Here is a 24,383-nt window from a genome sequence, read left to right as displayed (position 1 = left end):
GCCCGGTCCCGAGGTGTCCCGTGAGCCCCACCCGCGTCCCCGCCGTGCTCGGCCTGCTGGCCGCCCTCGTCCTGGGGGCCGTGCCCGCGGCGCAGGCCGCTGTGCCCGCTGCGGCGCAGGCCGCCGCCGACCCCGCGCCGCCCGCCGACCCCGCCGCGTCCACGCAGGTGTCCTGGGGCGTGCGGCCCGCCGACACCGTGCACGGCGCCGAGCGCCCCAACTTCGCGTACTCTCTCGCGCCCGGCGGCACCCTGTCCGACGCCCTGGTGGTGACCAACCGGGGCGACGCGCCGCTCGCGCTCGACGTGTACGCGGCCGACGGCTTCCTCACCGCCGACGGCACCCTCGACGTGCTGGAGGCGGGGGAGGAGTCCACCGCGCTCGGCTCCTGGGTGCAGGTCGCGACCCCCGAGGTCGTGGTCGCGCCCGGTGAGTCCCTCGAGGTGCCCTTCACCGTGACCGTCCCCGAGGGCGTCCAGCCCGGCGACTACGCCGCGGGCGTCGTGTCCAGCCTGCTCGTCGAGAACGCGGAGGGCGTGTCCGTCGACCGGCGCCTCGGCTCCCGCATGCACGTCCGCGTGGGCGGCGACCTGGCGCCGGCCCTGACGGTGAGCGACGTGCGGGTGGACTGGTCGGCCGGGTCGAACCCCGTCACCCCCGGCACCGCCGCGGTGACGTTCACGGTCACGAACACGGGCAACGCCCGCATCGCCCCCGCGGAGCAGGTGCAGGTCTCCGGGCTCATGGGCCTGGGCCGGGCCCGCGCCGCGGCGGTCGAGGTCCCGGAGCTGATCCCCGGCGCCTCCGTCGAGCGGACCGTCACGGTCGACGGCGTGTGGCCGCTCGTGCGGACCACCGCCCGCGTGGCGCTGGGCGGCGAGGTCGTGGCCCTGCCCGCCGCCGCCGGCACCAGCACCGCCGCGGCCGAGCCGGCACCCGCGGTGCCCGGGGTGGTCGCGACCGCCGCCGACTGGGCCGTGCCGTGGCCCGCGCTGGCCCTGGTGGCCCTCCTGGTGCTGCTCGTGGTGTGGCGGGTCCGTGCCCGCCGTCGCCGCCGCACCGCCCACCAGCGCGAGGTCGACGAGGCCGTCGCCGCCGCGCTCGCCCGCCAGGGGGCCGCCACGACCTGATCCCGCTCACGACGACCAGCCCGACAGCCCGCGCGCCTTGTCACACCGCGCCGCCGGCACGCACGATCGACCCACCGTTCTCGACGAGGAGACCGCCATGACCCGACCCATCACCCTGTTCACCGGCCAGTGGGCCGACCTGCCGTTCGAGGAGGTCGCCCGGCTCGCCGCCGAGTGGGGCTACGACGGCCTCGAGATCGCCTGCTGGGGCGACCACCTGGACCCCTGGCGCTGGGACGACGACGCGTACGTGCAGAGCCGGCTCGACATCCTCCAAAAGCACGGCCTGAAGGTGTGGGCGATCTCCAACCACCTCAAGGGCCAGGCCGTCTGCGACGACCCGATCGACCAGCGGCACCGCGACATCCTGCCCGACGTCGTCTGGGGCGACGGCGACCCCGAGGGCGTCCGGCAGCGGGCCGCGCAGGAGATGCAGCACACCGCCCGCCTGGCCGCGAAGCTCGGCGTCGACACCGTCGTGGGCTTCACGGGGTCGTCCATCTGGAAGTACGTGGCGATGTTCCCGCCGGTGTCCGCGGAGGCGATCGAGGCGGGCTACCAGGACTTCGCCGACCGCTGGAACCCGATCCTCGACGTGTTCGACGAGGTCGGCGTCCGGTTCGCGCACGAGGTGCACCCGAGCGAGATCGCCTACGACTACTGGACGACCGTGCGGACCCTGGAGGCGATCGGTCACCGCGAGGCGTTCGGCCTGAACTGGGACCCCAGCCACATGGTGTGGCAGGACCTGGACCCCGTGGCGTTCCTCTGGGACTTCCAGGACCGGATCTACCACGTCGACTGCAAGGACACGAAGAAGCGGATGGCCAACGGCCGCAACGGCCGGCTCGGCTCGCACCTGCCGTGGGCCGACCCGCGCCGCGGCTGGGACTTCATCTCCACCGGGCACGGGGACGTGCCGTGGGAGGACGCGTTCCGGGTGCTCAACACGATCGGCTACACGGGCCCCATCTCGGTGGAGTGGGAGGACGCCGGCATGGACCGGCTGCTGGGCGCACCCGAGGCGCTCGCGTTCGTCCGGCGGCTGGCGTTCGACGCCCCGGAGGCGGCGTTCGACGCGGCGTTCAGCACGAAGGACAAGGCGTGACGGCCGCGGGGTCGGCGGGCTCGGCGCGCACCGGCCTGTGGCTGGTCGGCGCCCGCGGGTCGGTCGGCACCACGGCGGCCCTCGGGCTCGCGGCGGTCGCGGCAGGGCACGCCGCGCCGGACGGGTGCGTGACCGCGGCGGCGGCCTTCGAGGGGCTGCCGCTGCCCGGGTGGGGCGACCTGGTGGTGGGCGGGCACGACGTCTCGGACGTGTCGATGACGAAGCGGGCGGAGTCGCTCGTCGACGCCGGGATGATCCCCGCCGCGCTGCTCGCCGCGACGGCTCCCGCGCTCGACGCGGCCGACGCCGAGGTCCGGCCCGGGCACCGGGGGCTCCTGCCGCCCGGGCAGTCCCAGCAGCGGGTCGCGGAGCAGCTCGCCGCGGACATCACGTCGTTCGCGGACCGGCACGGGCTCGCCCGCGTGGTCGTCGTCGACGTGTCGTCCACCGAGCCGCCCGTGGCACCCGCGCCGGAGCACGCCGACCCCGGGGCGCTGGCCGCCGCGCTCGCCGAGCCGGACCGCGTGGTGCTGCCGCCGTCGTCGGTCACCGCATGGGCCGCGCTGCTGGCCGGCGCCGCCTACGCGGGGTTCACCCCGTCGGCCGGGATGGGCCTGCCGGCGCTCCAGCGGTTCGCGGCCGACCGCGGGGTGCCGGTGGCCGGGCAGGACGGCAAGACCGGGCAGACGTGGCTGCGCACGGTGCTCGCACCGGCGTTCACCGACCGGGGGCTGCGCGTGCTGTCGTGGGCGGGCACCAACCTGCTCGGCGGCGGCGACGGCGCCACCCTGGCGGACCCGCAGGCCGTCCGGTCCAAGCTCGCGTCCAAGACCCGCGGCCTGCGCGACCTCACCGGCTCGGACGTCACGCCGCTGCACATCGACCACGTGCCCGACCTCGGCGACGTCAAGGTCGCGTGGGACCACGTGCACGCCGAGGGGTTCCTCGGCTCCCGGATCACGCTGCAGACGACGTGGTCCGCGTACGACTCGATGCTCGCGGCGCCCATGGTGCTCGACCTGGCCCGGCTGCTGGCGCTCGCGCACGCCGCCGGGGTGGCCGGGGTGGTGCCCGAGCTGGGGTTCTTCTTCAAGGACCCCTGGGGCTCGGACCGGCACGGCGCGGCGGACCAGGCGGCCGCGCTGGTCGCGTGGGCGCGGGTCGCGGGGGCGGCGTGACGCCCACGCTCCGCGACCACCTCGAGCTCGTCCGGGCGCCCGCGGCGCTCACCGTCCTCGGGGACAGCCTCGCCGGTGCCGCGGCCGCCGGTCACCCGCTGACCCCCCGCCGGCTCGCGCTGCCCGCCGCGTCGGTCTGCCTGTACGCGGGCGGCATGGCGCTGAACGACTGGTCGGACCGGGAGGTGGACGCCGTCGAGCGCCCCGAGCGGCCCGTCCCGTCCGGCCGGATCAACCCGCCGCGGGCGCTCGCCGTGGCGGCGGGGCTCGGCGTCGCGGGGGTGGCCCTGGCCGCGGTGGGCGGCGGCCGGCCGGCGCTCGCGGTCGCCGTGCCGCTCGCCGGGTGCGTGTGGCTGTACGACGCGGTCCTCAAGGACACCCCCGCGGGGCCGGTCGCGATGGCCGCCTGCCGGGGGCTCGACGTCCTGCTCGGCGCCGGCACCGGGCACCTGCGTCCCGCCCTGTCGGCCGCCGCGGCGCTCGCGGCGCACACCGCCGGGGTCACGGTGCTGTCCCGCGGCGAGGTGCACGGCACGACCCGGTCCGTCGCCGGTGCCGTGGCCGCCGGGGCCGGGGTCGTCGCCGCCGCGGCGCTCGCGGGCCTGCGGACCGGCACGACAGGGCCCGGCACGACCGGGTCCGGTACGACCCGCGCCGGGACGACCCGCGCCGGTGCCCTCGCCACGGTCGCCGCGACGGCCGCCTACCTCGGGGCCTGCCTCCCGGCGCAGGTCGCGGCGGCCCGCGAGCCCACGGCCGCCCGGGCACGGTCCGCCACGGGTGCGGGCATCCGCGCCATGGTCCCGCTCCAGGCGGCGTGGGCCGCCCGCGCCGCCCGCCCGGGGACCGCCGCGGCGCTGGGCGTCGTCGCTGTCGCGGGTGCGCTGCTGCGCCGGGCGTCCGGCACCCGGGCGGTGAGCGAGACGTGACGGACGCACCGCGCCCCGGCCGGCTGCCGCTCGTCCTCGGGTACGGCACCAACGGCCTCGGCGACCACCCCCTCGGCACGGCGCTCGACCTGCTGGAGGACGCCGGGTACGACGCCGTGGCGCTCACCCTCGGGTTCCCGCACCTCGACCCGTGGGCGCCGGCCGCCGACGTCGCGGCCGTCCGCGACCGCCTCGCCCGCGCCCACGGGGGCCGTGGGATGCGGGTCGTCGTGGAGACGGGCACCCGGTACCTGCTCGACCCGCGGCGCAAGCACGCGCCCGCGCTCGTCGACGAGGATGCCGGACCCCGCCTCGCGTACCTGCGCCGCGCCGTCGAGGTCGCCGCCGCCCTCGGCGCCCCGACCGTCCAGCTGTTCTCCGGGGTGCTCCCGCCCGGTGTCCCCGCGGACGTCGGGCGGGACCGGCTCCGCGACCGCCTGCCCGGCCTCGCCGCCCACGCCGCGGACCACGGCGTGCGCCTCGCCCTCGAGCCCGAGCCCGGGATGCTCGTCGAGACCATCGCCGACGCCCTCGCCCTGCACGCCGACCTCGGCGGGCCGCCCGCCCTGGGGCTGACCGTCGACATCGGGCACTGCCTCGTCGTCGAGCCCGGCGGCGTCGCGGGCGCCCTCGCCACCGCCGGCCCGCACCTGCACCACGTGCAGATCGACGACATGCCCGCCACCCACCACGAGCACCTGCCGTTCGGGCAGGGGGCGCTCGACCTGCCCGCCGCCCTCGCGGCGCTCGCGGCCGTGCCCGGCTACGACGGCGTCGTGTCCGTCGAGCTGCCGCGGCACTCGTGGGACGCGCCGCGCCAGGTGCGCGACGCGATGACCGCCCTGCGCCGCGCCTGGGCCGACCGCCCCGACCCGGTACCCGTCCCCGCACCCTGAGAGGGAGGCCACCATGACGCCGACGACGTCGTCCGGCCCCGCAGCACCCACCGGCCCGCCCGGCGCCGACCCGCCGCCCACCGCGGTGGTGACCGCGGCGACCGCGCCCGCGACCGGCTGGCTGGCGCAGGCGCTCGCGGCGGTCCGGCGCGACCCGCGCGCCGCCGACGAGGCCTTCCCGCTCGCCGGGCGGCGCGTCGGCCGGGACCCGCTCCGCCCGGACGCGGACCCCGCGGGGACCGCGCACGGCACCGTCGACGACGCCGCGCGCGCCGCGGTGGTCGTCGCGCTCGCCGACGCCCACGGCTCCGACGCCCTCGCGCTCGCCGACCACCTCGTCGTCCTGTACCGGGACGGCGACACCGCCGAGCGGCGGGGTGTGCTGCGGGGCCTGGACGTGCTGACCGCGACCGCGCCCGGCCCGCTGCCCGGCCCCGTCGTCGCCGTCGGCCGAGACCTCGCGGGCGACGCGCTGCGGGCCAACGACACGTCCCTGGTCGCCGCGGCCGTCGGGCCGTTCGCCGCGGCGCACCTCGACCAGCACACCTGGCGGCACGCGGTCGTGAAGCTGGTGTTCCAGCAGACCAGCCTCGACGCCGTCGCCGGCCTGGACCGCCGCGCCGACGCGGAGCTCGCGCGGATGGCCACCGACCTCGCCGCGGAGCGCCGCGCCGCCGGCCGGCCCGTGCCCGACGACCTGGCCCGCATCGCGACGGTGCGCGCCGACCCGTCCTCCCAGCCCGACCAGCCCGGCCAGCCCGACCCCGACGACCACGCCGACCGTCAGGAGCCCTGATGCGCATCCTCGACCCGCACATCCACATGACCAGCCGCACGACCGACGACTACGAGGCGATGTACGCCGCGGGGGTGCGCGTCGTCGTCGAGCCGGCGTTCTGGCTGGGCCAGCCCCGCACCGGCGTGGGCTCGTTCACGGACTACTTCGACTCGCTGCTCGGGTGGGAGCGGTTCCGGGCGGCACAGTTCGGCATCCGGCACCACGCCACGATCGGGCTGAACCCGAAGGAGGCGAACGACCCGCGCTGCCGCGGGGTGCTCGACGTGCTGCCCCGGTACCTCGCGAAGGAGGGGGTCGTCGCGGTCGGCGAGCTCGGGTACGACGCGATGACGGACGCCGAGGACGAGGTGTTCCGCCGTCAGCTGGAGCTGGCGGGGGAGGCCGACCTGCCGGTGCTGGTGCACACCCCGCACCGCGACAAGCAGGCCGGGACCCGCCGGACGCTCCAGGTCGTCGCCGAGTCGGGCCTCGCACCCGGGCGGGTGCTGGTCGACCACCTCAACGAGACCACCGTCGCCGCGGTGCTCGACGCCGGGGCGTGGGCCGGGTTCTCCATCTACCCGGACACCAAGATGGACGAGGGGCGGATGGTCGCGCTGCTCCAGGAGCACGGCACCGAGCGGATGATCGTGAACTCCGCGGCCGACTGGGGCCGGTCGGACCCGCTGAAGACGTGGCGCACCGGCATGACGATGCTCGAGGCCGGGTTCACCGAGGACGACGTCGACCAGGTGCTGTGGCGCAACCCCGCGGCCTTCTACGCGCAGTCCGGCAACCTCGTCCTGGACCCCGTGCCGGGCTTCGTGCCCGGTCGGGCGCCGGAGCCGGCGACCTTCGAGGGCTCCTCCGTGCTGCGGGGCGTGCGCGCATGACGATGCGGCTCTCGTACTGCACCAACGTCCACCCGGCCGAGGACCTCGACGGCGTCCTCGACCAGCTCGCCCGGTACGCGGGGCCGGTGCGGGAGGCCGCCGGGCTCGGCACGCTCGGGGTCGGGCTCTGGCTGCCGGCGACGCTCGCGCACCGGCTGGCGGGCAGCCCGGACGAGCGCGCGCGGCTCCGGGCGGCGCTGGCCGAGCAGGGGCTGACCGTGCACACCCTCAACGCGTTCCCGTACGGCGGGTTCCACGCCGAGGTCGTCAAGCACGCGGTGTACTCGCCGACGTGGGCGGAGCCCGAGCGCGCGGCGTACACGCTCGCCTGCGCCGAGGTGCTCGCCGACCTGCTGCCCGAGGGCGTCGACGGGTCGATCTCCACGCTCCCGCTCGCGTGGCGGGAGCCGTGGTCCCCGCAGCAGGACGCCGCGGCCACCCGCGCGCTGGCGGACCTGTCCGGCGACCTGCGCCGCCTGGCCGACCGCACGGGCCGGACCGTCCGGCTCGCGATCGAGCCCGAGCCGGGCTGCGTGCTCGACACCGTCGCCGACGTCGTCGGCTGGCTCGCCGCGCGGACCGGCACCGGGCCGGGGCGGATCGACCCCGAGCACGTGGGCGTCTGCCTCGACACCTGCCACCTCGCCGTGTCGTTCGCCGACCCGGCCGCGGCCGTCCGGCGGATCGAGGACGCGGGGCTCCGGGTGGTGAAGGTCCAGGCGTCCGCCGCGCTGCACGTCGCGGACCCCGCGGACCCGGCCGCCCGCGCCGCCGTCGCCCGCTTCGCGGAGCAGCGGTACCTGCACCAGGTGCGCGAGTCCAGCGGCGGGACGGTGAGCGCCGCCGACGACCTGCCCGAGGCCCTCGCGGACCTGCCCGGCGCCGGGCCGTGGCGCGTCCACGTGCACGTGCCGCTGCACCACCGCCCGGCCGAGCCGCTGGCGTCCACCACCCAGGTGCTCCGCGACGCCGTGGCCGCGGTCGCCGGGACCCGGCACGGCGCCGACGCGCACCTCGACGTCGAGACGTACACGTGGTCGGTGCTGCCCGCCGGGCTCGCCGCCCGCGCGGCGGACGACCTGGTCGCCGGGATCGCCGCCGAGCTGCGCTGGGCGGTCGAGCACCTGGGCGCCGCCGCGCACCCGGGCGCCGCCGGCCCCGCGCCCGCCGTGCCCGTACCCGCCACCACCGCCCGGAGGTCCGCGTGAAGCCGCTCGTCCTGCTCGACGTCGTCGGGCTCACCCCGCGCGCGCTCGCGCACATGCCGCGCCTGTCTCGGATGGCGGCGGGCGGCTGGCAGGCCGGCCTGGACACCGTGCTGCCCGCGGTCACCTGCTCGGTGCAGTCCACGATGCTCACGGGCCTGCCGCCGTCGGGGCACGGCGTCGTCGGGAACGGCTGGTACTTCCGCGACCTCGGCGAGGTGCACCTGTGGCGGCAGCACAACCGCCTGGTCGCGGGGGAGAAGGTCTGGGAGACCGCCCGCCGCGCCGCCCCGGGGTACTCCGCCGTCAACGTGTGCTGGTGGTACGCGATGGGGATGACCACCGACGTCACCGTCACGCCGCGGCCGGTCTACCACGCGGACGGCCGCAAGTCCCCGGACGCCTACGTGCGACCGCCGGCCCTCCACGACGAGCTCGTCGCGCGGTTCGGCGACTTCCCGCTGTTCCAGTACTGGGGGCCGACCGCCTCGATCACGTCGAGCCGGTGGATCGTCGAGGCCACCCGGCACCTCATGGCGACCCGCGCCCCGGACCTCACCATGGCGTACGTCCCGCACCTGGACTACGACCTCCAGCGGTACGGCCCGTTCGACCCGCGCGCCGACGACGCCGCCGCCGACCTGGACGCCGCGCTCGCCCCGCTGCTCGACGACGCGGAGGCCCGCGGGGCGACCGTCCTGGCGGTCTCCGAGTACGGCATCGAGCCCGCCGACCGGCCCGTCCACCTGAACCGGCTGCTCCGCGAGGAGGGGCTGCTGCAGGTGTACACCCAGGCCAACGGCGAGCAGCTGGACCCGTGGACGTCCCGGGCGTTCGCCGTCGCGGACCACCAGGTCGCCCACGTCTACGTCGCCGACCCCGGGGACGTCCCGCGGGTCGCGGACCTCCTGCGTGGCGTGCCGGGCGTCGACGAGGTGCTCGACCGCGCCGCGCAGGCCCGGTACGGCCTGGACCACGAGCGGTCCGGCGAGCTGGTCGTCGTCGCCGAGCCGGGCGCGTGGTTCACCTACCCGTTCTGGCTCGACGACGACCGCGCGCCCGACTACGCCCGCGGTGTCGACATCCACCGCAAGCCCGGGTACGACCCCGCGGAGCTGCTGTTCGCCGACCCGCTCGCGAAGGCCCGCGCCGGGCTGAACCTGGTGCGCAAGAAGCTGGGGCTCCGGTACGCCATGTCGACGACCCCGCTGGACCCCAGCGGGGTCCGCGGCACGCACGGGCGGCTGCCCTCGGCGGCGTCGGACGCCCCGGTGGTCCTGTGCTCGGACCCGGACGTCCCGCCGACGGTCGCGGCAGCCCTCGCCGGGGGGCGGGGGGTCCCCGCGGCGAGGGCTGCCGCGACCGTCGGCGGTCCTGGAGCTCCAGGGCCTGGGTGCCCTGACGCGCTGAACCGGGGGCTGGCGGGCAGCGCGCGCCCGTCAGCCCCGCGTCCTAGGCTCGCGACGTGCCCCGACGCCACGTCCGCCTGCATGCCGCCCCGGTCCACGACGACCGCGTGGGCGACATCGACGCCGCCGTGCGCGAGGGGCTCGCGGCCCTGCGCGCGGAGCTCGACGTCCCCGACGGCTTCGGCCCCGAGGTGCTCGCGGAGGTCGCCGCCGTCACCGCGGCGGGCCCCGCGTCCGACCGCGCCGACGCCACCGACGTCCCGTTCGTGACGATCGACCCCGAGGGGTCCCGCGACCTCGACCAGGCGGTGCACATCGAGCGGCGCGGGGACGGGTTCCGCGTGCGGTACGCCATCGCGGACGTCGCCGCGTGGGTGCGGCCCGGTGGCGCGATCGACGCCGAGGCGCGCCGCCGCGTCGAGACCCTGTACGCCCCGGACGGCCGCACGCCCCTGCACCCGCCGGAGCTGTCCGAGGGGGCGGCGAGCCTGCTGCCCGGCCAGGACGCCCCGGCCCTGCTGTGGGACATCGAGCTCGACGCCGCCGGCGAGCCCACCGCGTTCCGGGTCGACCGGGCGCTGGTGCGCAGCCGGGCGCAGCTGACGTACGAGGGGGCGCAGCGGTCGCTGGACGACGGGTCGGCCGACGGCACCCTGGTGCTGCTCCGCGAGGTGGGCGGGCTGCGGCAGGCGGCCGAGGTGGCGCGCGGCGGCCTGACGCTGCCGGTCCCGGAGCAGGAGGTCGAGGTCGACGCCCGCGGCACCTGGACCCTGCGGAGCCGGACGACGCTGCCCGTCGAGGAGTGGAACGCCCAGATCTCGCTGCTCACCGGCATGTGCGCGGCCCGGCTGATGCTGGACGGGCGGATCGGTGTGCTGCGCACCCTGCCGCCGCCGGACCCCCGGGATGTCGAGCGGCTGCGGCGCACCGCGCTCGCCCTCGGCGTCGCGTGGCCCGACGGGGCCGATCACGCCGCGGTCGTGCGCGGGCTCGACGCGGGCGTCCCGGCGGAGGCCGCCCTGCTGACGGAGGCGACGACCCTGCTGCGCGGCGCCGCCTACGTCGCGTTCGACGGGGAGGTCCCCGAGCAGGCGCTGCACGCGGCGATCGCCGCTCCGTACGCGCACACCACCGCGCCGCTGCGCCGGCTGGTCGACCGGTTCGTGGGGGAGACCTGCGTGGCGCTGTCGGCGGGGACCGAGGTGCCGGACGACGTCCGCTCGGCGCTGCCGCTCCTGCCGGACCTCATGGCCGGCGGCGACCGGCGCGCGTCCGCGTACGAGCGGGGGTGCGTGGACCTGGTCGAGGCCGCGCTGCTGGCCGGCCGGGTGGGCGAGGAGTTCGACGGCGTCGTCGTCGACGTGAAGGAGGACGGGTCGAGCGGGGTCGTCCAGCTGCGGGACCCGGCGGCCCGCGGGCGGCTCGAGGGGGCCGGCCTGCCGCTCGGGCAGGGGGTGCGCGTGCGGCTGACGGGCGCCTCGCCGGTCGACCGCACCGTGCGGTTCGTGCTCGACGGCGTCCCGTCGGGCTCCGGTGGCGCTCCGGCCGCGGACGTCTAGCGTCGGACACATGCCCCGACCGACGTCAGCCGCGGTCGCCGCGAGCGACCAGTGGACCGACCCCGACGGCTACCGCATGCCCGGCGGCGAGGTGCACGCCTGGGAGTCCGGCCGGAACGAGACGCTGTGCGGCCTGTCCCTGTACCGGTCGTCGCTCCTGCGGTTCCCGCACGTCACGTGGGCCGACGTGCAGCCGGCCACCGGACGGGACGCGGACCGGGTCGCCCGGGTGTGCCCGAAGTGCGCGGCCGGGATGGGCCGCCGGCGGGACGAGAAGCCGTGGAAGCGGGTCGACCCGCGGCCGTGAGAGCCGCGGCGTCGGGGCGCGCGTCGCCGGTGCGTCAGAGCTCCCGCAGCTCCGACGTGCGCTCGCCGCCCGCGTCGCCGGTGTTCACCGTGCCGCGCGGCTCGATCAGGATCGCGGCGACCTCGCCGTCCGCGCGCGGGCAGTGCTCGACGCCGCGGGGGACGACGAAGGTGTCCATCGGGCCCAGGTGCACGTCGCGGTCCCGCAGCTGGATCGTCAGCGCCCCGCTGACCACGAGGAACAGCTCGTCGGTCTCGGGGTGGCTGTGCCAGACGAACTCGCCGTCCAGCTTCACGACCTTGACGTCGTAGTCGTTCACGCTCGCCAGCCGGTGCGGCTGCCACGGCTCCGCCACCGCGTCGAGGGCCGTCAGCACGTTGCGCACGTCGTCCGTCATGCCGCCGACCGTAGCCGACCCGCCCCGGGGGTCCAGGCGGTCGAGGGCGCCGGGCCCGTCGAGCCCGTGGAGCCCGTCGAGCCCGTCGAGCCCGTCGAGCACAGCGAGGTCGTGCCGGTCCTGGTCGCGCAGCGGGTACCCGGCGTGGAACGCGCGCTGCTGGGCCACGGACAGGCACGGCACCGCGCGGCCCGCCACCGTCCCTGTGGTCAGCGCGTCCGGCGGGTAGTCGAAGTGCGTCCCGTCGAGCCCGGCCTGCCGGCCGTGACCCGTGGCGTCGAACTGGACCGGGTGCACGTCGACCCAGCCGCGGCCGTGCGCCGCGTACTCGACCCGGACGGGGAGCCAGTCCGTCTCCCGCCGGTACCCGAGGTCGGCCAGGGCGTCGAGGGCGGGGCCGAGGTCGTCCGCGTGCACGGCGAGGTCCAGGTCGCGGTGCGGGCGGGTCTGCGCACCGGCCAGCGCCGCGACGCCCCAGCCCCCGGCGACCCAGCAGCGCACGCGCCGTCCCTCGAGCGCGTCGAGCACCCGCAGCACCTCGTCCAGGTCCACGGCACCGACGCTACCGGCGTACGGCAGACTCGGGTCCGTGACCGCGCCGGGGCCCGTCCAGCCGTACGACACCGGGATGCTGCCGGTCGGGGACGGGCACGAGCTGTACTGGGAGACGGTCGGTCACCCGGCCGGGACCCCCGCGGTGTACCTGCACGGCGGCCCGGGCAGCGGCTGCGGCACCGGCGCACGGGCGCTGTTCGACCCCGCGCGGTACCGGGCGGTGCTGGTCGACCAGCGCGGTGCCGGCCGCAGCCGGCCGCTCGCCGACGAGCCGGGGGCGGACCTCGGCGCGAACACCACCGACCACCTGGTGGCGGACCTCGAGCGGCTGCGGGTGCACCTCGGGATCGACCGCTGGATGGTGGCCGGGGTGTCGTGGGGCGTGACGCTCGCGCTCGCCTACGCGCAGACCCACCCGGACCGCGTTCGCGGCATGGTGCTCGGCGCGGTGACCGCGGGCACGCAGCGGGAGATCACGTGGCTCACCCGCGACATGCGCCGAATCTTCCCGCGTGAGTGGGAGGAGCTGGTGCGGGCGCTGCCGCCGTCGCTCCGGGACGGCGACGTCGCCGCCGGCTTCGCCCGCCTGCTGTCCGACCCCGACCCGGCCGTGCAGGAGGCGGCGGCCCGGGCGTGGTGCCGGTGGGAGGACACGCACGTCTCGCTGGCGCCGGGCTGGTCGCCGGACCCCCGCTACGACGACCCCGCGTTCCGGCTGCGGTTCGCTCGGCTGGTGACCCACTACTGGGCGCACCGCTGCTTCCTCGCGGACGGGCAGCTGCTGCGCGACCTGCCGCGGATCGCGCACGTGCCGGCGGTGCTCGTGCACGGGCGCCTCGACGTCAGCAGCCCGCTCGACACCGCCTGGGACCTGCACCGCGGCTGGCCCGCGAGCCGGCTCGTGGTGCTCGAGGGCGCCGGTCACGGGGGCGGCGCGCTCACCCGCGCGATGCGGCAGGCGCTGGACGCCCTCGCCTGACGAGGGCGCGCCGACCGGGGCCGATCCCGGTCAGCCGGTCAGCAGCGGGGTCAGGGCCACCACGACGGCGTCCGCAGGCAGCGTCGTCCCGCCCGCCCGCGCCCGCGCGGCGGCGACCGCGTCCCCGGCGTCGTCGAGCGCACCCGCCAGCCGCGCCGCCGGGTCGTCGTCCGTGCCGTCGTGGCGCAGCGCCCGCACCACCGCCGCGCCCGCGGCGACCGCGTCGGCGACGGCGGCCCGCACCTCGGGGTCGCCGTCGCTCGTGGCGAGCGGACGCGAGGCGTCGGGGACGGCGTCGAGCGTCGCGGCCGTCTCCAGCGTCCGCGTGACGTCCAGGGCCACCCCGGCGGCGCGGTCGAGGGACAGGGCGTGCCTGTCCTGCCGCTCCCGCCAGGACCGGTAGTGCCGGGCCGTCCAGTTGGCCCGTGCCGCGTCGCGGGCCTCCGCCGCCGCCGACGCCGCGTGCGCGCGTGCAGTGCGGACGCCCCCGCCGGCGGGCACCGGCGCGTCGTCCCGCACGGCATGGGCGAGCGCTTCGAGGTGCCCGGCCACCTCGGCCTGCAGCGTGTCGAGGGCGCGTTCGGCGGGCGTCAGCGGCAGCGGGGGAGCGAGGGCGTTGACCCCCACGCCGATCATCGCGCCCAGCAGGGTGAGCCCCACGTACGCGGAGACGTAGCCGACCGGGTCGGCCGCGCCGATCACCAGCACGAACAGCGCGGACGTCGGCACCCACGACCCGAGGTCGCCGAGAACGCGCCAGCCCGACAGCAGCACGCCCACCAGCACGACGACCGCCAGCGCCGGCAGCTGCGCCAGCGGGAGGGAGTCGACGGCCCGTGCGACCACCGCGCCGAGCGCGATCGCCAGCACCGCCTGCGCTGACTGCAGCGTCGACCCGCGCACGGTCACCGACGTGGCCACCACCGCACCGAGCGGGGCGTAGTACGGGTACTCGCTCCACGGACCGGGGACGAGCCCGACGGCCAGCCACGCCAGCACCGCCGCCCCGGTGGTGCGCACCGCCCGGGCGATCCACGGCCGCCCGGCCAGGGCGTCGGCGACGCGGCGGGCAGCCGCGCGTGGGTCCGGTGACGCGTCGGGCAGCCGGGCGCGGACGGAGGACGGGGGGTCGGGAGTCATCTCCTCCACCCTGACGCGCCGGAGCGACCCGCGCACCACGGGCGCGCAGGTGCGGGTGCGGTCAGGCGCGGGTGTCGGCCGTCCGCGCCCGCCGCCGGAGCAGGACCGCCCGCAGCGCCGCGTGCAGGCCCACGTTCAGCCACGCGGCGCCCAGGGAGGTGAGCAGCACGAGGGCGGTCGGCCACGTGGACGGGTCGAGGGCGAGCAGCACGCCCGACCACGGCAGCCCGAACAGCAGCACGACCAGCAGCGCGATCCCGGCGCCGATGTTCGCGTCCTGCGTCGGCTGCAGCGCGAGCACGACCAGCACGACCGTGAGGACCAGGACCACGAGGGCGTGGGCGAGGAGCAGGCGGGGGGCGCGGCGTGGCGCTCGGTCGGTCACCCGCCCATCCTGCCCGGTCGGCGGACCGGCCGGTGCCACGTGCCGGACGGTGCCAGGCGCAGCCTCACTCGTTGCAGGTGACGCGCGGCCGGCCGCTCCCGGACCAGTGTGGGTCCCGGGACCGGACGGACGGTGAGGGGGTCGACGATGGCGACGACCTCCCCGCCGCGCGCCGCCCCCGCCGACGACCCCGCCGAGCGGACGCGCCGGCGCCTGGAGCTGGTCGCCGCGGTGCTGCTGGCCGTGGCGACGGTCGCGACCGCGTGGTCGGCGTTCCAGAGCGCGAAGTGGGGTGGGGTGATGACGACGTCCTACAGCGCCGCGGGCGCCGCACGCACGGAGAGCAACCGGTCCGCGACGCTCGCCGGCCAGCAGACGATCATCGACGTCCAGCTCTTCACGGACTGGCTCGAGGCGCTGGCGACCGAGAGCGGGGACGTCGGCCCGCCCGCGCGGTACGAGCCGGACCCGGCCGCCTACTCGGGGTTCCTGTTCGACCGGTTCCGCGAGGAGTTCCGGCCCGCGGTGCACGCGTGGCTCGCGCAGGACCCGGCCGCGAACCCCGACGCGCCGCCGAGCCCGTTCGCGATGGACGAGTACGTGCTCGCCGCCACGCAGGACGCGCAGCGCCGGGAGGCCGACGCCGACGCCGCGGCCGCGCGGGCGCAGGAGGCGAACGCCACGAAGGACAACTACGTGCTCGCGACGGTGCTGTGCGCGTCGGTCCTGTTCTTCGGCGGCATCGGGGCGCGCCTGTCGTCGACCCGTCGCCGGGCGGTGATGGTCGCCCTGGCCGCGGCGGCGCTCGTGGCGACCGTCGTCGTGCTGGCCACCTACCCCGTGCGGGTGTGACCCGTGAGCATCCTCCTCGGCGCGCTCCTGACCGCGGCGGCCACCGCGCTGGCGGTGACGGCGATGCTGCTCGTGCGGCGCCGCGCGCCGGAGGGAAGCCGGTTCAGCGACGGCGACCGCGCGTCGGGCGTGTTCGGGGTGGTGGCCACGGGGTTCTCCGTGCTGCTCGGGTTCATCGTGTTCCTCGCGTTCCAGTCCTACGACGAGGCCCGCAGCGGCGCCGAGGAGGAGGCCCGGATCGTCGCCCAGCAGATCCAGACCGCCCAGTTCCTCGGCGCGGATGAGGGCGCCGAGCTGTCGGGCGAGCTGGTCTGCTACGCCCGGTCGGTCGTGCACCAGGAGTGGGCCGCGATGGCGGAGGGCACCCTGGGCGACGCGATCAACCCGTGGGGCGTGCGGATGTTCCAGACCGTGCGCGACGTCGTCCCCGCGTCCGACACGGAGCAGTCCGCGTACGACCGGTGGATGGAGCAGACGGGGGAGCGCGAGCAGGCCCGGCTCTCGCGGGTGCACGGCGCCGAGGGCCTGATCCCGGTGCCGCTCTGGCTCGTGCTGTTCGTGGTGTCCGCGACGATCTTCGTCTTCCTGCTGTTCTTCGCCGACTCCGCGGAGCGCCGGGCGACGCAGGGCCTGCTCATGGGCAGCGTCACGCTCGTCATCACGCTGCTGCTGTGCCTGCTGGCGTTCTTCAACCACCCGCACGGGAACCAGGTCGGCAAGCTCCGGCCGACCGCCATGGAACGCACCCTCGTCCTGATCGACCTCGAGTCGCAGGCCGCGGGGGTCGGCCTCGATCCGCCGTGCGACGAGCACGGCACCGCCGCCGGCGACGCGGGCGAGCGCCCGTGACACCGGCACCGTCGTGGCGCACGGCCGCGGCGCCGACGAAAGAGGACGCGATGAGCAACGACCAGCACGTGCTGCGACCGACCTACACCCGCGACCCGATGCGGTCGGTCACCCCGCGCTCCGTCCTGCCCGAACGGGAGATGGAGCCCACGTCCGCGTACCAGCTCGTCCACGACGAGGTGATGCTCGACGGCAACGCCCGGCTCAACGTGGCGACGTTCGTGGCCACGTGGATGGGCGACGAGGCGGACCGGCTGTACGCCGAGGTCTACGACAAGAACATGGTCGACAAGGACGAGTACCCGCGCACCGCCGCGGTGGAGGAGAACTGCTGGCGGATCCTGGCCTCGCTCTGGCACGCGCCCGACGCGGAGTCCACGATCGGCACGTCCACGATCGGGTCGTCCGAGGCGTGCATGCTCGGCGGCCTCGCGTTCAAGCGCCGGTGGCAGCTCGCGCGGCGGGCCGCCGGCCTGGCCACCGACCGGCCGAACCTGGTGATGAGCTCCGCCGTCCAGGTCTGCTGGGAGAAGTTCTGCAACTACTTCGAGGTCGAGCCGCGGTACGTCCCGCTCAGCGAGGACCACCCGTGCCTCGACGGCAGCGCGATCGACGCGTACGTCGACGAGAACACCATCGGCGTGGTCGCCATCCTGGGCGTCACCTACACCGGCATGTACGAGCCGGTGCAGGAGATCGCCGCCGCGCTGGACGCCCTGCAGGCACGGACCGGCCTCGACGTGCCCATCCACGTCGACGGCGCGTCCGGAGCCATGATCGCGCCGTTCCTGCAGACCGACCTGGAGTGGGACTTCCGGCTGGAGCGGGTGCACTCGATCAGCACCTCCGGGCACAAGTACGGCCTGGTGTACCCGGGGGTCGGCTGGGTGGTGTGGCGCACCGCCGACGCCCTGCCCGAGGAGCTGGTGTTCCGGGTCAGCTACCTCGGCGGCGACATGCCCACCCTCGCGCTGAACTTCTCCCGGCCCGGGGCGCAGGTGCTGCTGCAGTACTACCAGTTCCTCCGGCTCGGGCGGGAGGGCTACACCGCCGTGCAGCAGGAGTGCCAGGACGTCGCGATGTTCCTCGCGCACGGCATCGGGGAGCTGGACGCCTTCGACCTGTGGAACGACGGCTCCGACATCCCGGTGTTCGCCTGGCGGCTCGCGGCCGGCCACACCGAGAACTGGAACCTGTACCACCTGTCCGACAGGCTGCGGATGAAGGGCTGGCTGGTGCCCGCGTACCCGATGCCCGACGACCTGGGCGACATCACGGTGCAGCGCGTCGTCGTGCGGAACGGCTTCAGCCGGGACCTCGCGAACGACCTGCTCAACGACATCCGGGTCGAGACGGCGTGGCTCGACAGCCTCACGTCGCCGATGCCCGCCCAGGCGCAGGCGACCGGGTTCCACCACTGAGGGGAGCGGGGGCCGGGCGGAGGTGCGACGGTGACCACGCAGGCTCCCGGCACGGTCCGGGCGCGACGGCTGCGGCGCGAGGCGTGGGGGTTCGTGGCGGGCTCCCTGTGCTTCCTGCTCGGGGCGCTGCCGCCGTACGCGGACCGGGTGGGGGCGGTCGCCACCGACGCCACGTTCGTCGTCGGGTCGGTCTTCTTCACGGCCGCTGCGGTGATCCAGCTCGTGCTGAGCGGCCGCCGCCCGCCACGCCGCGGGACCGCGCCGGCCGACCGGTGGGACTGGTGGGGCTCGGCGGTGCAGCTCGCCGGGACGCTGCTGTTCAACGTCAGCACCGCCGTCGCGCTCGCCGCCGCCCTGGACGACCCCGACCGGGTCGGCGCGGGGTGGCGGCCCGACGCCTACGGGTCGGCGGCGTTCCTCGTGTCCAGCGCGTGCGCCGTCGTGGCGACGCGGGACCGCGGGAGCCTGTGGGACACCGACGCGCGCACCTGGCACGGGACGTGGCTCAACGCCGCGGGCTCGGTCGCGTTCGCGGCGTCGGCGGTCGGCGCCTACGTCGCCCCCGGCGACGCCTCCGAGCTCAGCGCCTGGTGGGCGAACGCCGGGACGGCCGTCGGAGCGGTCTGCTTCCTGCTCGCCGCGCTGCTGTCGCGCCGATCGGCGGGATGACCGGACGGGTCGGGCCCCGGGCTCAGCGGCCGCCAGGACCGGTCAGCACGTGCACCACGGCCGCCGGGCAGTCCGGGTCCGGGAGCACGACGGCCCGCAGGTCGACCGAACGGATGCAGGTGCACGGGACGAGGCTCATGGCGGGCTCCGCAGGCAGGTGCGCCGCCCCGGTGGCGGCCGCGCTGATGCCCTCGGTATCGGCACCGTGCGCCCGTCCGCGAGGAGTCCGCGCCCGGACGCGCCGCGGCCTCCACCCCCCAGGGGACGGGGACGGAGGCCGCGGCCGTGCTCCCACCTGCCGGGTCAGGGCCGGCCGGTGGCCTCGGTGCCGCGCGTGCCCTCCGCGTCGATCTCCTCGTGGCGGACAGCCTCGGTCACCTGGGTCTCCTCGGTCACGGCGTCCTTCTCGAGCCGCACGCGCTCGACCGGGACGGTCTCCTTCTCGACGACGGGCCGCTCCTCGGTCAGCACGACCTCGTGCTCGGACTCGGTCAGCTCGGGGCCGGACAGCGCGTCCCCGCGGTTCGCGTCCGTGATGGGCTCGCGCTCCAGCCGGACCTCCTCCCGCGTGACCGGGACGGTGACGGTCTCCTCGTCCGTGACGACGTACTTCCGCAGCCGTGCGCGACCCGCCTCGCGGCGCTCCGTGCCGACGTGCAGGCGCTCCTCGGACAGGGTCATCGCGTCGTCGCCGGTGTCGCGGGTGCCGGACGCGGCGGTCATGTCGTCGCGGGTGGTGTCGCCGGCCGTGCCCCGCGCGGTGTCCCGCTCCGTGTCCCGGCCGACACCGGCGTACGTGCCGGTCCCGGCGTCCGGGGTCTGCCGCGAGGCGTCGTCGCCCGAGCCGCCGGCGGACGCCATGCCGTAGTGGCGGTACAGCTCCTGCTCCTCGTCCGGGGACAGGTGACCGTCGACGTCGACGCGCGGCGCGTCCTTCACCTGCGCCTTCGTGTACGCGACCCGCAGCGAGTCGCCCTCGACCGTCGCGCCCTGGAGCGGCACGAACGACTCGGAGGTGCCGAACAGGCCGGTGTTCACGGTGACCCAGTCGGGCTCGCCCGTCTGGTCGTCGAGGTACACCTGGCCGACCTTGCCGATCTTGTCCCCGTGGTTGTCCGTGACGGTCCCGCCGGAGATGGTCTGGATCTGGTCCTGCGTCAGCATGGTGCGCTCCGATCCGCGGACGGTCCCGGCGCCCCTCTGCTCGGGACGTGATCGCCGTCACACTGCGCCCATTGCATGTCCGTCCGCCGGGCCCCGCAACCGGCCGGAGCGCGCCGGCGGGCGCCGTCGCGTCGCCTCGCAGATGAGCGGCCAGAAACTCGTCAGACGGGTGTCACGGGGATCTCGTCGTCGCCGCGCCCGGCCTCCGAGGCGCGGCGCGCGCGGCTGCGGTCGAGCCAGCGCATCGCCGGTGTGGACGCCACGCCGTGGACGAGCACGGACCCCACGACGACGAGCGCGGCGACCGCCCAGAGCCGCTCCTCGTCCGGGAAGTCGCCGTGCTCCAGCGCGTACGCGACGTAGAAGAACGTGCCCACGCCGCGCACGCCGAAGAACGCCACGACCCGGCGCTCCCACGGGCCGGTGCGCCCCCCGAGCAGGGCGACCCAGCCGGCCAGCGGCCGCACCACCAGCAGCACCACCAGCGCGACGAGCACCTCGACCCACCCGACCCCCGCCAGGACGCCCCGCACCAGGGCGCCGCCGAGCAGCACGATCACGGCGACCGTGAGGAGCCGCTCGACCTGCTCGACGAAGCTGTGCAGGACCCGGTGGTAGCTGTGGTGCCGCTCCGCCGTCCGCAGCGTCACGGCGCACACGAACACCGCGACGAACCCGTAGCCCTCCGCGAGCTCCGTGAGCCCGTACGCCAGGAAGGTGGCGGCGACCGCGACGAACCCCTGCGCGTGCTCGGTGAGCCGCACCCGGTCCGCGAACGCGGAGAAGAACAGCCGGCCGAGCAGCCAGCCGACGACGATGCCCCCGAGCACCCCCATGCTCAGCCGCCACAGCACGTCCACGAGCAGCCAGTGCCCGAGCCAGCCGGCCGGCGCGAGCCCCGCCAGGCTCACCGCGATCGCCGCGTAGGTGAACGGGAACGCCAGGCCGTCGTTGAGGCCGGCCTCCGAGGTCAGGGCGAACCGCGCCTCGTCGTCCACCACGCCGGGGTCGTCGACCGGCTCGCTGACCTGCACCTCCGTGGCGAGCACGGGGTCCGTGGGCGCGAGCACGGCGCCCAGCAGCATCGCGCTCGCCGCGCCCAGGCCCAGCACGCCCCACCCGAGCGCCGTCACCGCGACCATCGACAGCGGCATCGTGATCGCCAGCAGCCGCCAGGTCGTGCCCCAGGCGCGCCGGCCGGGCGGGCGGTTGATCGCGAGCCCCGCGCCCATCAGCGACACGACGACGCAGACCTCGGTCAGGTGCAGCGCGACCGCGCCGTGCTCGATCGGGTCGGGGTCCGGCAGGCCCGGCATCAGCCAGAACGCGAGGGCCCCCGCGCCGAGGAACACCGTCGGCATCGACAGCGGGAAGCGGCGTAGAGCGCGGGGCAGGACGGCGGCGGCGAGGGTCGCCACCCCGATCGCGAGGAACCCGGCCGCGGTGCCGTCGAGGGCGATCACCGCGCAACGGTAGGCCCGCAGCCCCCGCACGGCGCGGCGGCCGCGGGGACGCCGGGCGTTCACCGCGGCGTCGCCGGCGCCGGTTAGCCTCGTGGTGCGCACCGCCCGGTGCACCCCTGCGAACGGAGCCCCACGTTGAGCCTGCGTCCCGACGACACCGCCGCGGTCACCGCGCCCGGCACCGCCACGCTCCCCGCAGCCGTGCTGTGGGACATGGACGGCACCCTGGTGAACACCGAGCCGCTGTGGATGGCCGCGGAGACCGAGCTGGTCGAGTCCTGGGGCGGCACCTGGACGCACGAGGACGGGCTGACGCTCGTCGGCAACCCGATGAAGGTGTCCGGCGCGATCCTGCAGAGCCGCGGCGTGGGGCTGACGGTCGACGAGATCGTCGACTTCCTCAACGGGCGCGTCGCCGCGGCCGTCGCAGAGCGGACGCCGTGGCAGCCCGGTGCCCGGGAGCTGCTCACCGCGCTGGCGGAGGCCGGTGTGACGCAGGCGCTCGTCACGTCCTCCTACCGGGAGCTCGCGGACCCGTTCGCCCGCGTCGCCGGGGTGTTCGCCGCGGTCGTCGCGGGGGACGAGGTCGAGCGGCCCAAGCCGGACCCGCAGCCGTACCTCCTGGCCGCCGAGCGCCTCGGGGTCGACATCGCGGACTGCGTGGTCGTCGAGGACTCGCCCGCCGGCATCACCTCCGGCGTGGCCTCGGGCGCGCACGTGCTCGCCGTCGAGGTGTTCCGCGAGCTGCCGGACCTGCCCGGCCTCAGCACCACGGGGTCCCTGACGGACGTCACCGTCGCCGACCTGGGCAGCATCGGCGCCGGGAAGGTGCTCGACCTCCTGCACTGAGCCCGCCGCCGGAGCGCGAGCCGGCGGCGCTCAGGACGCCGGCGTGAGGACCCCCGGGTCGGACGGCGGCGCGATCGGGGTGATCCCGATCGCCCGCTCGACGGCGCCCTCGGGGATCTCCGGCGGCGTGCCGCCCCACGCCGGGCACACGGCCTGGTGCGCGCACCAGTCGCACAGCCGGGACTTCCGCGGTCGCCACTCGCCGGTGCGGGCGGCCTCCTCGATCTGCCCCCAGAGGGACCGCAGCCGCAGCTCCAGCGTCCGCATCTCCGCCTCCGACGGCGCGTGCCGCAGGATCTGCCCGTCGCCGAGGTACACGAGCTGCAGCATCTTCGGCAGCACGCCGCGCTCGCGCCACAGCACGTAGGCGTAGAACCGCATCTGGAACAGCGCGGAGCCCTCGAAGCCGGGGTTCGGCGACTTCCCGGTCTTGTAGTCCACCACCCGCAGCGCGCCGTCGGGGGCGACGTCGAGCCGGTCCACGATGCCGCGCAGCTGCGGGCCGTCCTCCATGAGCGTCCGGACCGCGAGCTCCCGGTCGCCGGGCTGCAGGCGGTTCGGGTCCTCCAGGGTGAAGTACGTGTCGAGCAGCAGCCGGGCGCTGCCGATCCACGCCTCGCGCTCCTCGTCGGTCGCGAACAGCGTCACGACCTCGGGCGAGCGCTCGAGCAGCCGGTCCCAGGCCTCGGGGACGAGGGCGTGCGCCGCCGCCGGGGTGCGCTCGCCCAGCGGGAGGTCGTACAGCCGCTCCAGCACGGTGTGCACCATCGTGCCGCGGGCGGCGGCGAGGCTCGGCGGCTCCGGCCGCTTGTCGACCACCCGCAGGCGGAACAGCAGCGGGCACTGCTGGAAGTCGTTCGCGCGCGACGGCGACAGGCCCGGGACACGGGGCTCGGCGGCCACCTCGACGTCCCCGGCGTCGGCGCCGTCGGCGGACACGGGGGCGAGGAGCTGCGGGTCGGTGGTCGTCACGGTGACGAGCCTAGGCGGCACCACCGACACGCCCGGCACGGCCGTCCCAGGTCCGCCCCGTAGCCTGACCCGCGTGGCGGAGAGAACGCGGGGCTGGGTCGTCGGACGAGTGGCCGGGGCGCCCGTCGTCCTGACCCCGAGCAGCCTGCTGATGGTGGGCCTCATCGCCCTGCTGTTCGCACCGACCATCCGGGCCCGCGCCCCGTGGCTCGGCAGCGGCACCACCTACGTCGCGGCGCTGGTCGTCGCGGCGCTGCTCCTCCTGTCGATCCTCGTGCACGAGCTCGCGCACGGGCTGACCGCCCGGTCCCGCGGCCTGCAGGTGCAGGAGTACGCGCTGACGCTCATCGGCGGGCACACCGCGTTCGGCGGCCGGATCACCCCGCTGACCGGCGGGCTCGTCGCGGTGGTCGGCCCGGTCGCGAACCTGCTGCTCGCCGGCGTGCTGCTCCTGCTCGGGCAGCTCGCCGAGCCCGGGGGCGTCGCCGCGCTGGTGCTCGACGCGGGCGCGTACAGCAACGCGTTCGTCGGGCTCTTCAACCTCGTGCCGGGCCTGCCGCTCGACGGCGGGCAGGTGCTGGAGTCCGTGGTGTGGGGCCTCACCGGCGACCGGCGCCGCGGGACGCTCGTGGCGGGCTGGGCCGGCCGGGTCGTCGCCGTCGCGTTCGTCGTGTGGGTCCTGCTGCTGCCGCTCGCCCGCGGGGGCCGGCCCGACCTGATCGGCGTCGCGTGGGCTGCGGTCGTCGGCGCGTTCCTGTGGTCCGGCGCGAGCCAGGCGATCAGGACCGCGCGGACCTCGCGGGCCGTCGACGCCCTGCACGTCGGCGCGGTCGGCGTCCCGGCGGTCGGGGTCCCCGCCACCGCGGTGCTCGCCCAGGCGGACGCCGCCCGCGGGCAGGCCGGCGCCGACGCCGTCGTGCTGCTGTCCCCGGACGGGCGCCCCGCGGCCTACGTCGACCCGCAGGCGGCGAACGCCGTGCAGGCAGCGGACCGCTGGCAGGTGCCGCTGACCGCGGTCTCGGTCACCCTGCCGGCCGGGGCGGTGCTCGACGCGTCGCTGCGGGGCACCGACCTGGTGCAGGCCGTCGCCGCCACGTCCCGCTTCGCGCCGGTCATGGTCGCGGTCCAGGACGGCCGGGTCGTCGCCCTCGTGCGCAGCGCCGACGTGGCGAGCGCGCCAAGGGCGTCTACGACATCGACAACCACATCCCGTCGACGATCGTCTCCCACCCCGCCGGCTACATCGACCAGGGCCAGGAGCTCATCGTCGGCCTGCAGACCGACGCCCCGTTGAAG

The 24,383-nt window shown here is 76.5% G+C and carries 22 protein-coding genes and 3 pseudogenes; 19 read left to right on the top strand and 6 right to left on the bottom strand.

Features of this window, described 5'->3' with window-relative positions; all coding sequences use genetic code 11:
• From KJP73_RS15120 to KJP73_RS15070, 11 genes and pseudogenes are all read left to right on the top strand, one after another.
• Positions 1 to 1,130 (top strand): DUF916 domain-containing protein (locus tag KJP73_RS15120; protein ID WP_213283695.1); only part of this gene is annotated, 1,130 nt, incomplete at its 5' end.
• Positions 1,131 to 1,227: 97 nt separating this feature from the next.
• On the top strand, positions 1,228 to 2,238 hold the full coding sequence (locus tag KJP73_RS15115) for a sugar phosphate isomerase/epimerase family protein (protein ID WP_213283694.1): 1,011 nt from the start codon (positions 1,228 to 1,230) through the stop codon (positions 2,236 to 2,238).
• Positions 2,235 to 3,416 (top strand): inositol-3-phosphate synthase, encoded by a 1,182-nt coding sequence (locus KJP73_RS15110; protein WP_213283693.1) that lies wholly within the window; start codon positions 2,235 to 2,237, stop codon positions 3,414 to 3,416. Before KJP73_RS15115 ends, KJP73_RS15110 begins: the two co-directional genes overlap by 4 nt.
• Positions 3,413 to 4,345: an SCO3242 family prenyltransferase gene (locus KJP73_RS15105; protein WP_213283692.1), complete on the top strand. Its 933-nt coding sequence runs from the start codon at positions 3,413 to 3,415 to the stop codon at positions 4,343 to 4,345. Before KJP73_RS15110 ends, KJP73_RS15105 begins: the two co-directional genes overlap by 4 nt.
• Positions 4,342 to 5,241 carry a sugar phosphate isomerase/epimerase family protein gene (locus KJP73_RS15100; RefSeq protein WP_213283691.1) on the top strand — a complete coding sequence of 300 codons (900 nt, stop codon included), beginning with the start codon at positions 4,342 to 4,344 and terminating at the stop codon, positions 5,239 to 5,241. The genes KJP73_RS15105 and KJP73_RS15100 overlap by 4 nt, the downstream gene beginning before the upstream one ends.
• Positions 5,242 to 5,254: 13 nt before the next feature.
• The gene (locus KJP73_RS15095; RefSeq protein WP_213283690.1) at positions 5,255 to 6,037 is read left to right on the top strand and encodes an EboA domain-containing protein; all 783 of its coding nucleotides are present in this window, start codon (positions 5,255 to 5,257) and stop codon (positions 6,035 to 6,037) included.
• Positions 6,037 to 6,912, top strand: a complete 876-nt coding sequence (locus KJP73_RS15090) for a TatD family hydrolase (RefSeq protein ID WP_213283689.1) — start codon at positions 6,037 to 6,039, stop codon at positions 6,910 to 6,912. The genes KJP73_RS15095 and KJP73_RS15090 overlap by 1 nt, the downstream gene beginning before the upstream one ends.
• Positions 6,909 to 8,120, top strand: coding sequence for a metabolite traffic protein EboE (gene eboE / locus KJP73_RS15085; protein ID WP_249669429.1), 1,212 nt, complete (start codon positions 6,909 to 6,911; stop codon positions 8,118 to 8,120). Before KJP73_RS15090 ends, eboE begins: the two co-directional genes overlap by 4 nt.
• Before the next feature lie 53 nt (positions 8,121 to 8,173).
• Positions 8,174 to 9,163 (top strand): annotated as a pseudogene (locus tag KJP73_RS15080) (alkaline phosphatase family protein); the annotation flags it as partial.
• Between the two features lie 479 nt (positions 9,164 to 9,642).
• On the top strand, positions 9,643 to 11,085 hold the full coding sequence (locus tag KJP73_RS15075) for an RNB domain-containing ribonuclease (protein WP_249669432.1): 1,443 nt from the start codon (positions 9,643 to 9,645) through the stop codon (positions 11,083 to 11,085).
• 10 nt (positions 11,086 to 11,095) lie between these two features.
• Complete coding sequence (locus KJP73_RS15070) at positions 11,096 to 11,392, top strand: hypothetical protein (protein WP_213283688.1); 297 nt, start codon at positions 11,096 to 11,098, stop codon at positions 11,390 to 11,392.
• Between the two features lie 34 nt (positions 11,393 to 11,426).
• Here the strand turns inward: KJP73_RS15070 and KJP73_RS19660 are convergent, their stop codons facing one another.
• On the bottom strand, positions 11,427 to 12,341 hold the full coding sequence (locus KJP73_RS19660) for a nucleotidyltransferase domain-containing protein (protein WP_349628329.1): 915 nt from the start codon (positions 12,339 to 12,341) through the stop codon (positions 11,427 to 11,429).
• A 37-nt stretch (positions 12,342 to 12,378) separates the two neighbouring features.
• Here KJP73_RS19660 and pip point away from each other — a divergent pair, with 37 nt between their 5' ends.
• Entirely contained in the window at positions 12,379 to 13,323 is a 945-nt protein-coding gene (gene pip / locus KJP73_RS15055; RefSeq protein ID WP_249669428.1) for a prolyl aminopeptidase, read from the top strand.
• Between the two features lie 30 nt (positions 13,324 to 13,353).
• On the opposite strand, the gene KJP73_RS15050 is transcribed toward pip, so the two are convergent.
• Both KJP73_RS15050 and KJP73_RS15045 read right to left on the bottom strand, forming a co-directional pair.
• On the bottom strand, positions 13,354 to 14,463 hold the full coding sequence (locus KJP73_RS15050; RefSeq protein ID WP_213283687.1) for an FUSC family protein: 1,110 nt from the start codon (positions 14,461 to 14,463) through the stop codon (positions 13,354 to 13,356).
• A 61-nt stretch (positions 14,464 to 14,524) separates the two neighbouring features.
• Complete coding sequence (locus KJP73_RS15045; protein ID WP_213283686.1) at positions 14,525 to 14,848, bottom strand: hypothetical protein; 324 nt, start codon at positions 14,846 to 14,848, stop codon at positions 14,525 to 14,527.
• Between the two features lie 147 nt (positions 14,849 to 14,995).
• Here KJP73_RS15045 and KJP73_RS15040 point away from each other — a divergent pair, with 147 nt between their 5' ends.
• Genes KJP73_RS15040 through KJP73_RS15025 form a run of 4 tightly spaced genes read left to right on the top strand, consistent with a single transcriptional unit; the run spans position 14,996 to position 18,639 of the window.
• Positions 14,996 to 15,700 carry a hypothetical protein gene (locus KJP73_RS15040; protein WP_213283685.1) on the top strand — a complete coding sequence of 235 codons (705 nt, stop codon included), beginning with the start codon at positions 14,996 to 14,998 and terminating at the stop codon, positions 15,698 to 15,700.
• A gap of 3 nt (positions 15,701 to 15,703) precedes the next feature.
• The gene (locus KJP73_RS15035; RefSeq protein ID WP_213283684.1) at positions 15,704 to 16,549 is read left to right on the top strand and encodes a hypothetical protein; all 846 of its coding nucleotides are present in this window, start codon (positions 15,704 to 15,706) and stop codon (positions 16,547 to 16,549) included.
• Positions 16,550 to 16,599: 50 nt separating this feature from the next.
• On the top strand, positions 16,600 to 17,970 hold the full coding sequence (locus KJP73_RS15030) for a glutamate decarboxylase (RefSeq protein ID WP_213283683.1): 1,371 nt from the start codon (positions 16,600 to 16,602) through the stop codon (positions 17,968 to 17,970).
• A gap of 30 nt (positions 17,971 to 18,000) precedes the next feature.
• The gene (locus KJP73_RS15025) at positions 18,001 to 18,639 is read left to right on the top strand and encodes a hypothetical protein (RefSeq protein WP_249669427.1); all 639 of its coding nucleotides are present in this window, start codon (positions 18,001 to 18,003) and stop codon (positions 18,637 to 18,639) included.
• Between the two features lie 303 nt (positions 18,640 to 18,942).
• On the opposite strand, the gene KJP73_RS15020 is transcribed toward KJP73_RS15025, so the two are convergent.
• Together KJP73_RS15020 and KJP73_RS15015 are read right to left on the bottom strand one after the other, a co-directional pair.
• Positions 18,943 to 19,803, bottom strand: coding sequence for a DUF2382 domain-containing protein (locus KJP73_RS15020; RefSeq protein WP_213283682.1), 861 nt, complete (start codon positions 19,801 to 19,803; stop codon positions 18,943 to 18,945).
• Positions 19,804 to 19,964: 161 nt separating this feature from the next.
• Positions 19,965 to 21,266, bottom strand: a complete 1,302-nt coding sequence (locus KJP73_RS15015; RefSeq protein WP_213283681.1) for a cation:proton antiporter — start codon at positions 21,264 to 21,266, stop codon at positions 19,965 to 19,967.
• A gap of 135 nt (positions 21,267 to 21,401) precedes the next feature.
• Here KJP73_RS15015 and KJP73_RS15010 point away from each other — a divergent pair, with 135 nt between their 5' ends.
• A complete protein-coding gene (locus KJP73_RS15010; RefSeq protein ID WP_249669426.1) occupies positions 21,402 to 22,115 on the top strand; it encodes an HAD family hydrolase in 714 nt (237 codons plus the stop codon).
• 30 nt (positions 22,116 to 22,145) lie between these two features.
• On the opposite strand, the gene KJP73_RS15005 is transcribed toward KJP73_RS15010, so the two are convergent.
• Positions 22,146 to 23,087: a RecB family exonuclease gene (locus KJP73_RS15005; protein ID WP_433995178.1), complete on the bottom strand. Its 942-nt coding sequence runs from the start codon at positions 23,085 to 23,087 to the stop codon at positions 22,146 to 22,148.
• Between the two features lie 151 nt (positions 23,088 to 23,238).
• Here KJP73_RS15005 and KJP73_RS19655 point away from each other — a divergent pair.
• Both KJP73_RS19655 and KJP73_RS19650 read left to right on the top strand, forming a co-directional pair.
• Positions 23,239 to 23,694 (top strand): annotated as a pseudogene (locus KJP73_RS19655) (site-2 protease family protein); the annotation flags it as partial.
• Positions 23,695 to 24,257: 563 nt separating this feature from the next.
• Positions 24,258 to 24,383 (top strand): annotated as a pseudogene (locus tag KJP73_RS19650) (pyruvate formate lyase family protein); the annotation flags it as partial.

The sequence above is a fragment of the Cellulomonas hominis genome (assembly GCF_901521055.1).
Taxonomy (GTDB): Bacteria; Actinomycetota; Actinomycetes; order Actinomycetales; family Cellulomonadaceae; genus Cellulomonas; species Cellulomonas endometrii.
This window is presented reverse-complemented; position numbering and strand designations above follow the sequence as displayed.

Excerpts from the sequence above, each read along its gene's own strand:
- KJP73_RS15115 (WP_213283694.1), top strand. The coding sequence starts at position 1,228 with ATGACCCGACCCATCACCCTGTTCACCGGCCAGTGGGCCGACCTGCCG.
- KJP73_RS15095 (WP_213283690.1), top strand. The coding sequence starts at position 5,255 with ATGACGCCGACGACGTCGTCCGGCCCCGCAGCACCCACCGGCCCGCCC.
- KJP73_RS15090 (WP_213283689.1), top strand. The coding sequence starts at position 6,037 with ATGCGCATCCTCGACCCGCACATCCACATGACCAGCCGCACGACCGAC.
- eboE (WP_249669429.1), top strand. The coding sequence starts at position 6,909 with ATGACGATGCGGCTCTCGTACTGCACCAACGTCCACCCGGCCGAGGAC.
- KJP73_RS15070 (WP_213283688.1), top strand. The coding sequence starts at position 11,096 with ATGCCCCGACCGACGTCAGCCGCGGTCGCCGCGAGCGACCAGTGGACC.
- KJP73_RS15050 (WP_213283687.1), bottom strand. The coding sequence starts at position 14,463 with ATGACTCCCGACCCCCCGTCCTCCGTCCGCGCCCGGCTGCCCGACGCG.
- KJP73_RS15040 (WP_213283685.1), top strand. The coding sequence starts at position 14,996 with ATGGCGACGACCTCCCCGCCGCGCGCCGCCCCCGCCGACGACCCCGCC.
- KJP73_RS15030 (WP_213283683.1), top strand. The coding sequence starts at position 16,600 with ATGAGCAACGACCAGCACGTGCTGCGACCGACCTACACCCGCGACCCG.
- KJP73_RS15020 (WP_213283682.1), bottom strand. The coding sequence starts at position 19,803 with ATGCTGACGCAGGACCAGATCCAGACCATCTCCGGCGGGACCGTCACG.